The 11,565-nt window shown below is 42.9% G+C and carries 10 protein-coding genes; 2 read left to right on the top strand and 8 right to left on the bottom strand.

The window, feature by feature from the left end:
- The first annotated feature begins 88 nt into the window (after nucleotides 1–88).
- A complete protein-coding gene (locus DTA23_RS23255) occupies nucleotides 89–433 on the top strand; it encodes a magnetosome magnetite crystal formation protein family (RefSeq protein WP_070565551.1) in 345 nt (114 codons plus the stop codon).
- Nucleotides 434–528: 95 nt separating this feature from the next.
- On the opposite strand, the gene DTA23_RS23250 is transcribed toward DTA23_RS23255, so the two are convergent.
- The 7 genes from DTA23_RS23250 to DTA23_RS23225 all read right to left on the bottom strand — a co-directional run bounded on the left by DTA23_RS23250 (nucleotide 529) and on the right by DTA23_RS23225 (nucleotide 7,527).
- The gene (locus DTA23_RS23250) at nucleotides 529–1,770 is read right to left on the bottom strand and encodes an MFS transporter (RefSeq protein ID WP_112376158.1); all 1,242 of its coding nucleotides are present in this window, start codon (nucleotides 1,768–1,770) and stop codon (nucleotides 529–531) included.
- On the bottom strand, nucleotides 1,767–2,891 hold the full coding sequence (locus DTA23_RS23245) for a dipeptidase (protein ID WP_112376157.1): 1,125 nt from the start codon (nucleotides 2,889–2,891) through the stop codon (nucleotides 1,767–1,769). The genes DTA23_RS23250 and DTA23_RS23245 overlap by 4 nt, the downstream gene beginning before the upstream one ends.
- Nucleotide 2,892: 1 nt before the next feature.
- A complete protein-coding gene (locus tag DTA23_RS23240) occupies nucleotides 2,893–3,999 on the bottom strand; it encodes a D-TA family PLP-dependent enzyme (RefSeq protein WP_070565555.1) in 1,107 nt (368 codons plus the stop codon).
- Between the two features lie 10 nt (nucleotides 4,000–4,009).
- Nucleotides 4,010–4,474: a RidA family protein gene (locus DTA23_RS23235; RefSeq protein WP_046674510.1), complete on the bottom strand. Its 465-nt coding sequence runs from the start codon at nucleotides 4,472–4,474 to the stop codon at nucleotides 4,010–4,012.
- Nucleotides 4,475–4,504: 30 nt separating this feature from the next.
- Nucleotides 4,505–5,248, bottom strand: a complete 744-nt coding sequence (locus tag DTA23_RS29775; protein WP_256604633.1) for a GntT/GntP/DsdX family permease — start codon at nucleotides 5,246–5,248, stop codon at nucleotides 4,505–4,507.
- Nucleotides 5,155–5,832, bottom strand: a complete 678-nt coding sequence (locus tag DTA23_RS29770; RefSeq protein ID WP_256604632.1) for a GntT/GntP/DsdX family permease — start codon at nucleotides 5,830–5,832, stop codon at nucleotides 5,155–5,157. Before DTA23_RS29770 ends, DTA23_RS29775 begins: the two co-directional genes overlap by 94 nt.
- Nucleotides 5,833–6,069: 237 nt before the next feature.
- Nucleotides 6,070–7,527 carry an aminoacyl-histidine dipeptidase gene (locus DTA23_RS23225; RefSeq protein WP_112376156.1) on the bottom strand — a complete coding sequence of 486 codons (1,458 nt, stop codon included), beginning with the start codon at nucleotides 7,525–7,527 and terminating at the stop codon, nucleotides 6,070–6,072.
- A 126-nt stretch (nucleotides 7,528–7,653) separates the two neighbouring features.
- Here DTA23_RS23225 and DTA23_RS23220 point away from each other — a divergent pair, with 126 nt between their 5' ends.
- Nucleotides 7,654–9,138: a glycoside hydrolase family 130 protein gene (locus tag DTA23_RS23220; protein WP_070565560.1), complete on the top strand. Its 1,485-nt coding sequence runs from the start codon at nucleotides 7,654–7,656 to the stop codon at nucleotides 9,136–9,138.
- Here DTA23_RS23220 and DTA23_RS23215 read toward each other — a convergent pair.
- Complete coding sequence (locus tag DTA23_RS23215; RefSeq protein WP_112376574.1) at nucleotides 9,110–11,323, bottom strand: glycosyltransferase family 4 protein; 2,214 nt, start codon at nucleotides 11,321–11,323, stop codon at nucleotides 9,110–9,112. The genes DTA23_RS23220 and DTA23_RS23215 overlap by 29 nt on opposite strands.
- Nucleotides 11,324–11,565 lie beyond the last annotated feature (242 nt).

Genomic DNA, 11,565 nt, shown 5'->3' with positions numbered 1-11,565 from the left:
TATCCCTGAATTCAGCTAAAGGATCCAAGGGATATCTCTCCTAAATTTGTCTTAAATATTTAAGTCAAACATTTTACATTAAAGGATCATGGAGAGAACCCCTATTCAAAAGGCTACGTCAAACGACGGAAAAACAATTGCTATTATTTCTTACTTAACCATCATCGGCCTTGTTGCAGCCATCATTATGAACAACAAGGAAAAGACTGCTTTAGCGCAGTTCCATATCCGACAAAGTATAGGTATCTCCTTGACAGGAATGGCCTTGGGGCTGTTACGTTTTGTTCCAGGTATTGGCGGAATTGCCCTTAGTATTGTTGGATTGCTCCTACTCATTGCTCTTATATTGGGATTAATGTCTGCATTTGCCGGAGAGCGAAAGCCACTCCCTTTCATCGGTGAAAAATACCAGGAATGGTTTAATATGATATAATAGGCCTATAAATAACATGGAGCACCTCCCCATCAAAGATGCTCCATGTTTTAATTTTTTCTGAAATCCCTGTTTTTAATTGACCAAAGGCATCTTTAACGAGCTTTCACATCCGGCAGCGCTTTCTCCTCTTTAAAAAATACGGCAAATAACACAAGACAAAAACCAGAAATACCTGCAGGAATAAACCAAAGATATTCCCAAAATTGAGCAGCATAAGCTGTTTTTAGATAATCTGAAACTGCACCGGCAACCCAAAATCCGATTAACATCCCTACACCATACATCGCAATGGTAATAAGCCCCTGTGCAGAAGCTTTGTATTTTTCGCCGGCAATTCTATCGGTATAAATCTGGCCGACTACAAACATAAAATCATAGCAGATGCCATGTAATAATATTCCGAGTAGCAATAAGAATGAACGTTCCTGTCCGTCGCCGTATGCAAAAAACAAATAACGGAGTGCCCAGGCTGCAATCCCCAATAAAATCATCTTTTTATACCCCAGGCGTCTAAAGAAAAATGGAATCAACAACAGGCAGATGGCTTCGGAAAATTGCCCCAATGCCATTTTTGCTGTGGGATTCGGTATTCCGGCGTTGACAAAAAATGGATTGGCATTTTGATAATAGAACGAAATAGGTATACAGATGACAATTGCTGTCACAAAAAAAATCAGAAAGCTCCGCTGTTTTAAAAGCTTCAGCGCATCCAAACCGATCGCCTTGCCAAAATCAAATTTTTCATCCCTGAGTTTCACCTGCGGCGGAGTTTTTGGGAGGGCTAGACTAAAGAATGCCAGTAACAACGAGCAGACCGCCCCCATAATAAAGGTGTTGTGCAGAGCACCTGCCTGTATCGATTCGGGCGCATCCCAACGGAACAAATAACTGATGACAAGTCCCGAACAGATCCAACCGATCGTTCCCCAAACACGTATCCCCGGAAAATACTTCTTCGCATCTTCTATATGCCGGAATGCTATTCCATTGGACAAGGATAACGAAGACATGTAAGCCATAAAGTAAACAAACACATAGGGATAAAAATGTGTTGCATCAGGTGCTTGAGACATCCCGTAAAGTAGTCCAGCTCCAATGAGATGCAAAGCTGAAAGCACCCGCTCGGCATTAAAGTATCTGTCGGCGACAAAACCCACAAAAAAAGGAGCAAATACAGCACCAAGGGATTGTGTCGCAAAAATATTCGCTACCTCCATTCCTGAGGCATTGAGCGATTTAATCAAGTATGTTCCCAAAGTGACAAACCAGGCCCCTTTGATAAAATACTCTAAAAACATCATCAGGGACAATTGCACGCGTAATACTGGTTTCATCTATTCAGTTGTGTTGGAGGTGTTTGTTTTGATTCGGGCAATGCATTTCGCATAAAATTAAGCCAGTTCTTGCTAGCAATCTTTTCAAGATCGGTCTTATCATACCCTCTTTTTGACAGGATACCAAATACTTTTTGGATATCAGCAATAGTTTCCAGATCATAAGGACACTGCTCTCGGCCAAATGCTCCATCTAAATCGCTCCCCACGCCAACATGATCAACATTTCCTGCCAATTGACAAATATGATCAATATTGTTGGCCATGATTTCCATGGAGCAATTGCTTGTTTTAGGGTCGGATACACCGCGGACCCAATTCGGTACCATCATCCAAGCATCGAGCACTACACCGATCACTGCTTTTTTCGAAACAAGAGTCTTGATCATTTCGTCACTGAACTGCCTATTATGGTCGACAAACTTGCGACAATTATTATGGCTTGCCCAAATGGCACCGTTATAACGTCCAACAGCGTCCCAAAACGCATCATCATTGAGGTGTGTTGCGTCTAATATCATCCCCAATCGCTCCATTTCCCGCAACAATAGGACGCCCTGTTCATTAAGCTTGCCCGATGAGTCGGTTCCGTTGGCATATCGCCCCGGTCCGTAATGCGCTGGTCCGACAGCTCTCAAACCATAATTATAAGCTGTTTCAAGATAACTGATATCTACAATTGAATCGGCTCCTTCCAGACTCAGCAGATATCCGATTGGCTTATCTACATGATCGCTGCCATTCGACCAAAGTGCTATATGTTGATCCAGATCAGCCTTTGTACAAATCATTTTCATTTGCCCATCGGCTTCCATTGCCTTATACCACGCAAGCTGCCCTTGCGTCTGCGCCCAAGCCTGTTCTGGGGAGTACCAGCCTGGTAAAGAGCTTTCGGGTTTTACGAATCGAGCGATTTGTGTGGCAACAACCAAAACCAATATGACCACGACGCAATTCGTCAAAAGTGACTGTTGCCTTAGCCCGATCGGGCTTGTCATCCATCCCCTTTTCCCTGCGGTGAGTTCCGTAATTGGCAATCGAAGATCCCGATTCCATTCCATGGCATTCATACTCAAATCCAAATGTGCATCGACCAAAAATGGCATTTCAAATTCGTACATATCAACAATTTATCTTTTTATTTCGTGCATAAACAGTCCACGTTTGATCTGCATGCCGTTCATGGACTACTTGAAGTTCGCCATAACAGGCTACGGTAGGACAGATATGGCGTGGTACAGCATACAGCGCATCCCCTAAGTGGAACTGCGCACTATCTGTCACCTCAACAACCAGATGTTCTTCACTCTGCATTTTTATTTCACCTATACGTGGATCGAAAAACTTGACGCGAGGCTGCGGCGATTCGCATGCAACGGATTTATACCCTAGGTCCAAGCACAGGTGTTTGTGATCAACAATAGAAACGACACGCGTTAGAAGTACCGCGGCAAGCATAAAATCTTGTTCTGCATAATTTTCGGCATAGCCAAAATCCCAAAACACAAAGGTTCCTGGGCTGCATTCTACATCGCTGCGTTCGGCATGAAAAGGGAAACTCGGTGAACCGCCAATCACTTTAGTCAATGGTTTAGAGGTGGATGTCTGCGCCATCAGGTAGGCCGTTTCAAGTATACCGTATGCCTGTTGGCATTGTTTTTCGCGAAGCTGATAATCCTTATCATGAATATGACCATCGTAGCCATGCATACCGACCAACTGAATACCATTCAGGAGATTGATATCCATAACGAGACGCTCAATCCCGTCTAAAGCTATCCCTGTACGTCCCATTCCAATATTAACATCCAAATAAACAGCGCTTCGCAAACCTTTCGACAGACTCCGCGCTGAAATCTCCTCTGCTGCATCGACATGATCCACAAGACAGGCAAAATGTGTTTGGGGAAAGGCGCTCACCAGATTCAAGAAACGATCTATCTTTGGCCCTACGGGCTGGTACGCCAGCAAAACATCTTTTGCACCGATAACACCCAATAGTTCTGCTTCTGCAATGGTTGCACACTTAAACTTTGTAATCCCCCTATCCATCATCAGCTGGCATACTTCACGACACTTGTTCGTTTTGATATGCGGCCGCAATCGGTCCGCCCGCCCATGCACAATGTGTAAAGCGCGGTCTATGTTCTTGACAATGCGATCAGGGTAGACCAGCAAGGCCGGCGAATCGACTTGATCGACATTTTGTATGTGACACCAAGTTTCCATACTATTCGGTTTAATATAACTCAAATAATGCTTCGATTTCCACTGGAATATTATCGGGCAAAGAACCGAATCCTACTGCGCTACGTGTTCCAATACCATTCTCTTCTCCCCAAACTGCAGCAAATAGTTCACTACAACCGTTAATCACACCGGGGTGATAAAGAAAATCCGAGGTACAATTGACCATACCCAATACTTTGATTACACGTTTGATTTTGTTCAAGGAACCCAAGTTGGTTTTAATGGTCGACAGCATGGTCAAACCGACCTGACGCGCGGCAAGTTTACCTTCTTCGGGGCTGATATCACTTCCAATTCGACCTATAATCAATGTGGCATCATCTTGTACAGGACCATGACCGGAAAGATACAGGTACTTACCATCAATGACGTATGGTTTATAAACACCTTTTGGTGCCGGTGCTGGAGGTAATGTCAAACCTAATTTTTCGAATTGTTCGTCTGCGTTGTACATCTTTAACGATTTTAAAGTTTAAAATAATAGCTAATATAAAATTAATTGCAATAGTAAAACAGCAAGGAGTCCAACAATGGAAACAATCGCCTCCATGATCGACCAGGAAAATAACGTATCCTTTACGCTAAGGCCAAAGTATTCTTTAAAAAGCCAAAATCCGGCATCATTGACATGGGAGAACATCAGACTTCCGGCCCCTATCGCCAATACCATGAGATTGGGATCCGCTTCTCCCCCTGTAACAATAGGGAGCAGCACGCCAGCGGCTGTCAACGCGGCGACTGTGGCCGAGCCGACACAACCTCTGATAACAGCTGTAATTAACCAGGCCAACAGTAAAGGTGAAATGGAGAGCTGCTGTAAGGTGTTGGCCAAAAGGAGACTGACTCCACTGTCTTCCATCACTTGTTTAAAGATTCCCGAACCAGCAATAATCAACAGTATCATGGCAATATCTTTCACAGCAGACTCATAAATTGTCATCACATTGGCCATCGATCGGCCCAATTTCAATCCTAAGAAATAGGTTGCTGCACTGAGCGCGATAACCATAACAACGGTGGGGTTGCCGACAAACTTCACGCCCTGCTGCAGCGCTATATTACTTGTATGGTAGCAATAAGGAAGCAGTGTAAATAGGACAATGAGTAATACCGGTAGCAGGGCTACAGCCAAACTTACCCAACTGTCGGGCGCAGATACTGCGCTGATTCCGAGCGATCTTGCTCCCGAAAAATTGATTCTTGACTCGCCCGTATGTTTTTCAGGCATCTTCCAAAAATAGGGCCACCTAAAATAATAGCAGGTATAGCAATCAAAAGACCATAAATAAGTGTCAATCCCATATCGGCATGAAACAGGGCAACGAGAGCAACGGGAGAAGGATGCGGCGGAATAAAGCCATGTGTCACAGACAAAGCTGCCAGCATCGGTAATCCAATATATACTGCCGGCAACTTATACCGGTAGGAAATCGAAAATATCAAGGGGACTAATAAGACAAATCCGATTCCATAAAATAGTGGTATACCAACGATAAAACCCGTCAACATAAGCCCCCACTGAAGGTATCGCTCTCCCATTAAGCGGACCATTTGTTCAGCAATAATCTCAGCGGCCCCACTTTCAGCTACAATTTTCCCCAACATTGCGCCCAAAACAATGATCAACGTTAGGCTCCCCATAACGCCGGCAACACCTTTTTCAACGGTGCCTACCAACTGTGCCGGTGGAATTCCCAAACAAAGTCCACTTAGCAAGGAAACAACCAAAAATGCGAGAAAGGCATTGATCTTAAAATAAGTTATGCAAAGGATAAGCAAACAAATGCTGATTACAATGAGGATTATGGTCATTATATCATATCACGATTAGGTTTTCCCTCAATTTGAGAGCTTGTATAAAATTTGGTCTATTAAATCATTTTTTCATCCTGAAAGTAAGGATATTTTTCATTTTTTGCAAGAAAAATGAAAAAATGATACAAACAAAAACGGGTATAGCTCAAGCCATACCCGTTTTTGTTTACTCGCCGATGACTTTGATTTCATGGCCTGTCGTTCAGAAATAATGCAACCGTCTGCTGTTGCGACTTATTTTTTGGGGATCTCTTTGAGAATATCAAGCACAAAACTCCAAAATTTCTGCACCGAAGAAATGGAGACACGCTCTGCAGGCGAATGTGCACCTAAGATTGTTGGTCCAAAAGAAATCATATCCATTGCCGGATAGTTTGTCCCCAAGATACCGCATTCCAATCCGGCATGGCACGCCACGACTTCCGGAACTTCGCCATGTTGTCTCGTATAAATGGATTTGAGGACTTCTAAAATTTCAGAATTCGGATTAGGAGCCCATCCGGGATAATTGCCCGAAAAATCTACCTTAAAACCGCCCAGTTCAAATGCTGCCTGTAACGATTGGGCTAAATCAAATTTAGAAGTTTCAACAGAAGATCTGGTTAGACATTTGATGGAAACCTTTTCCCCGCCTACTTCTACTTTGGCAATATTATTGGAGGTTTCTACCAAGTCTTCAAAATCGGCACTCACACGATATACACCATTTAAGGCCGCATAAACGCTGTTGATCAAGTTTTCCTGCACGTTTACGGGAACGACTGTAGCATAAGCAGCATCAGTTTGCTTCACCACAATTTCCATAGCTGGTTCTGTCGTTGCATATTCCAATTTAATATCCTGAGCCAATTGTGTTAGCTGCTGAACAAAGTCAGTTGCTTTATCCTTAACCACCACCACTTTGGCAACGCTTTCTCTCGGGATGGCGTTGCGGAGGCTTCCACCCAATAACGACGCAATACGCAATCCAAAATGTTCATAGCCTCTATAGAGCAGGCGATTCATTACCTTATTGGCATTGGCAAAACCTTTATGAATATCCATTCCAGAGTGCCCGCCATGTAGTCCTTTTACGGTAATTTCAAAAGATAACGTATCAAAAGGACAAGGTTCTGCGCTATAGGACTGCGTTGCCGTCACATCAATCCCGCCGGCACAGCCAATATCAATTTCAGTATCATTCTCTGTATCCAAATTGAGCAAGATTTCGCCCGAAAGTACACCGCCTTTTAAACCTAAAGCTCCTGTCATACCTGTTTCTTCATCAATGGTAAACAAAGCTTCAATAGCAGGGTGTACAATACTGGATGATTCCAGAATCGACATTATTGTCGCAACACCAAGACCATTATCTGCCCCTAAAGTGGTACCTTCTGCTTTTACCCAATCGCCATCAACGTACATCTTAATACCTTCATTATCGAAGTCAAAAACAGTATCGTTATTTTTTTGGTGCACCATATCTAAATGCGACTGCAAAACAATCGTTTTGCGATTCTCCATTCCCGGAGTAGCGGATTTTTTAATGAGCACGTTACCAATCTCATCAACGCTTGTTTCTAAACCCAAGGATTTACCAAAGTCTACCATAAAGGCAATCACGCGCTCTTCTTTTTTTGAAGCTCTGGGGACCGCATTCAATGCAACGAAATTTTTCCAAATTGCTTTTGGTTCTAAACTATTTTCAATCATATCTTAAATTTTTCCTTGGTCAAAGTTACTCGATTTTTATCAGATATCCGTTGATTATTGCCGGGGAATAAAACAAAAGACAATCGCTGATCGTTCTAATAAATGTGTAAACATGAACATAAAATTATGCATAAACCAGTACAAGTTGAACGAAAGGATATTTACTTTAAACCGGATAAGAAAAGAGTTCTCGCACGTTTTTTTTTCCTTGGCGATGACCGTACAATAAAAATTATCAGGCGCATTTTATCCCTTAATGAGTCGGAACGGAAAGAAGTCTTTGGACAGGTTTTACGAAGCTATACGAAAAGACATCGTAGCATTGCCCATATCTTTGAACGAAATTTTGACCGGGTAAGCCACCTTTTGGAGAAGATTCCATTTTCAAAGGAGAAGCTAAGTCATATCGACAAGTTGCTGATCGGCTCTTACTTTACCATGGAATATTCCATTGAATCGGCAGCGTTATTTAATCCCTCCATTATCGAACATCCGGATCAGACCGAATTATTCAAAGGTGAAAAACGGGTTATTTTAAGCTTCAGGGCCACCGGAGAAGGTCATGTCTCTTCGATCGTTTTTCGCTCGGGCACCTTGGATGTCGACAATAATATCCATATCGACTATATCGGTAATCTATTGGATAAACCCATGCAAGTTAAAAACCACCGGTATCACAAGGAGTCCTTCTTAAAGAAGATGAATGAGCTACATGCGGAACCAACGGAAGTTAAGTCCAAACTCGAGGAAAAGCTAACGGAGACATTTACGTATGAGGAACTTAAGCGGTACATCGATGAAGTGCGGCGGGAGAGTGAAGAAAATCTTGAAAATGTGACATTTTTACAACAGGCGCTCTGGCTCGCTTCCTCGCATTATGAAATGACTTTTTCATTGGACACTTCCATTTCGGAACGCGTGATATTTCCGCTCGCCGACACAGAAAAAAGAGGGATAGAAGACGCCCGTTTTGTCCAGTTCAAAACTGAGAAGAATGAGAGCATCTATTATGCTACCTACACAGCCTACGACGGATTTAGTATCCTTCCTAAACTGCTCACCACAAAAGATTTTTATCATTTTAAGGTGAAACCCATCTATGGTGAAATTGCCAATAAAGGTGCGGCACTATTTCCAAGAAAAATAAATGGGCGCTACGCCATGCTCTGTCGAATTGACGGTGAAAACAATTATATTGCTTACTCCAACAATATCAACATATGGCAGGAAACGGCAATCCGCATTCAAGAACCTGAATATCCCTACGAATTTGTCCAGATCGGCAATTGTGGCTCACCGATTGAAACTCAATATGGCTGGCTAATCCTGACCCATGCCGTGGGCCCGATGCGCGAGTATGTTTTGGGGGCCTCCCTTCTGGACCTGGACAACCCCCATGTTGAAATTGGACGACTACATAGCCCATTGATGACCCCAAACGATGAAGAACGGGAAGGCTATGTACCAAACGTCATTTATTCCTGCGGTGCCCTGGTCCACAATGAACACCTCATTTTACCGTATGCAATGTCTGATTATGAGTCGACTTATGCCACCATCAAGCTTGAAGACTTATTGCTGGCTATCTTGAATCCTGATCGCTATCATTAAAGGCACGAGAAACCACAATATAGGCCAAATAGAAACAGAGGGTGCTTTCAGCCCCTTGGTTTCTATTGATGCCATAAGCCTCCAGTCCATCACAGCAACCTTTGGTTTCCTCATCGTAGAGTCCGAGTCTAAGATCATTCTCGCCCAAGAACCAGCGGAATGAGGCTATCATTCGGGTAAAATAAACCTTTTTATTCGTCAGTCGAAAAGCTTCGCGATACATAAATACCATGGCTGTAACATCGAGCGGCTGCTGACCAAACTTGCTGACATGCTTGCCCTGCTTGGCCCATTCCTGGTTTCCAACCAACGAAAGCGCACCATTTTGGATCGTAATGCTTTCGAGAAACTTTAATGTCGTTAGCCCCAATTGTTTTATTGTCTCATCATTTAAAAAAGGATATGCTGTCAAAAACGCATAAGGTAATATTGCATTATCATACGCCAATACGGATTCAAACCATTGCCAGTGTTCATCTGAACTCGCTTCGTATTCCCGCACAAGTTTGCCGATAAGCGTCCGCATCAGCTCTATCATGACCTCGTCATTGGATTGATGATGCAAATATTCGGCAATTCCCAGCACAGTATACGCTATCGCCCGGTTGGAGCGCAACTGACCGAAATTCGGCACAGCTCTAAAAAATAACTCGTGTCCCAATTGATAATAACTGGTTAATTTAGTTTTACGAAGAAGCACCCCCAGGGCCCATATCGTTCGTCCAAAGGAATCCTCCGAACCGACTTCATCCAAGAAATTATGCTGGAAATCCATAAAATTATGAAAAAGACCGTCTTCGCGCTGATGATAATAAATATAACTCAGGTAGGTGGAAATACGGCGGTCTAACTTCTTATCAGCAAAATTATCCTGGGCTAATAAAGCAAGTAAAAGTGCCCTCGCATTATCGTCAAGACAGTAGCCTTCTTTATAATTGGGCAAAGAATAAGTTGCGTGCTGTAAGATACCCACCTGATTGGTCAACCTATCGATATGCTTCCAGCTGAATTTAGGCATCTCATCTTTACTAAATCCTGCGTTTTCTTTAAGGCCGTCGTAGGTAGGTATGATTTTATTTAAAATCCGTGTATACCGGAGGCCAATATTTTTCCAGGTGAGCTCCTTTCCAAATGCACTGGCATTGTCCCGCAAGGTGGTACGATAATCCAAATTTGAAAACAAGTTTTTAAGCGCTTCAGCCATCTTGGCTGAATTTTTAAATTCGACCAATACCCCCCTTCCATCAGCCAGCAGTTCCTTTGCGTGCCAGTAAGGCGTAGAGACCACTGCAGCTCCGGCACCAATGGCGTAAGATAACGTTCCACTCGTAATCTGCGCCTCATTAACATAAGGGGTGACATAAACGTCACAGGCACAAAGATACTCTACCAGATCGGCCTGGCTCACAAAGGAATTAACAAATTGGACGTGCTCCTGCAACTGATAAGCTTCCACGAGACTGCCTAGATACTCCCGATACTCCTCTCCCGAATGCGCCAACACATTAGGGTGTGTTTTGCCAACGACCAGGTACAACAGATCTGGTTCATCTTTAACGACTTCAGGCAAGGATTCAATCACCATTTCGATGCCCTTGTTGCGTCCCAGGAAACCAAATGTCAATAACACTTTCTTGCCAGAAAGACCTTTTTTAAGCTTTGCAAGCTCATGTTCCAAGGTAAACTCGGGCACACCATGGTGTATCAGTCTAACTTTCGTGGTATTGACCCTATAAATGGATTTGAGTAAAGTAACCGCATAATTACTCATGACGATTACAATCGAAGCCCTTTTTACAATTTCAATGAGAATAGCCTTTTCATCAACATTCGGCTTCTCAAGAATGGTATGAAAATTAACTAACAATGGAATATGCAATGCGTTAACCAACGATAAGATATATATTCCACTATTACCACCGAAGATGCCATATTCATGCTCCAATATCACACAGTCATAGCCATGTTCATTAATATAGTTGGCTGCTTCAATATAGGACAATTGATCATACTGGTCTATTTTAAAGACAACTTCACTGGGATAATCATAGTCCCGGTCAGCGACAGCAAAAACGTGCTGTGTTAATTCCTGATTATGCAACGCAACAGCATGCAACAAATCCGATGTAAAAGTGGCGATGCCACATTCTTTGGGCAAGTAAGTACTTATATAAGCGATCTTCATTGAAATAATAATTTTGAATACAGCTACGACGAAGGCAGTAGCATACGTGTGTCCATTATCTAAATGCTTTTCGAAGGAAAATTGTTTGTCACAACTGCAATGAATTAAATCGGAAGAAGGTGCTAAACCACCTTGTGTAGATAAGCTCCTGTTACAAAACTTGGCGCTGCAACGCAGCCCATTTGATGGAAACAGGGTATCCATTGGTTATGCTTAGTTGAAAACAAGGGCCATTGATTATG

It is taken from the genome of Sphingobacterium multivorum (genome assembly GCF_900457465.1).
In the GTDB taxonomy this organism is placed as follows: Bacteria; Bacteroidota; Bacteroidia; order Sphingobacteriales; family Sphingobacteriaceae; genus Sphingobacterium; species Sphingobacterium multivorum.
This window is presented reverse-complemented; position numbering and strand designations above follow the sequence as displayed.

Coding starts and splice junctions, on each gene's coding strand:
- DTA23_RS23255 (WP_070565551.1), top strand. CDS start 89: ATGGAGAGAACCCCTATTCAAAAGGCTACGTCAAACGACGGAAAAACA.
- DTA23_RS23250 (WP_112376158.1), bottom strand. CDS start 1,770: ATGAAACCAGTATTACGCGTGCAATTGTCCCTGATGATGTTTTTAGAG.
- DTA23_RS23245 (WP_112376157.1), bottom strand. CDS start 2,891: ATGTACGAATTTGAAATGCCATTTTTGGTCGATGCACATTTGGATTTG.
- DTA23_RS23240 (WP_070565555.1), bottom strand. CDS start 3,999: ATGGAAACTTGGTGTCACATACAAAATGTCGATCAAGTCGATTCGCCG.
- DTA23_RS23235 (WP_046674510.1), bottom strand. CDS start 4,474: ATGTACAACGCAGACGAACAATTCGAAAAATTAGGTTTGACATTACCT.
- DTA23_RS29775 (WP_256604633.1), bottom strand. CDS start 5,248: ATGCCTGAAAAACATACGGGCGAGTCAAGAATCAATTTTTCGGGAGCA.
- DTA23_RS29770 (WP_256604632.1), bottom strand. CDS start 5,832: ATGACCATAATCCTCATTGTAATCAGCATTTGTTTGCTTATCCTTTGC.
- DTA23_RS23225 (WP_112376156.1), bottom strand. CDS start 7,527: ATGATTGAAAATAGTTTAGAACCAAAAGCAATTTGGAAAAATTTCGTT.
- DTA23_RS23220 (WP_070565560.1), top strand. CDS start 7,654: ATGCATAAACCAGTACAAGTTGAACGAAAGGATATTTACTTTAAACCG.
- DTA23_RS23215 (WP_112376574.1), bottom strand. CDS start 11,323: ATGAAGATCGCTTATATAAGTACTTACTTGCCCAAAGAATGTGGCATC.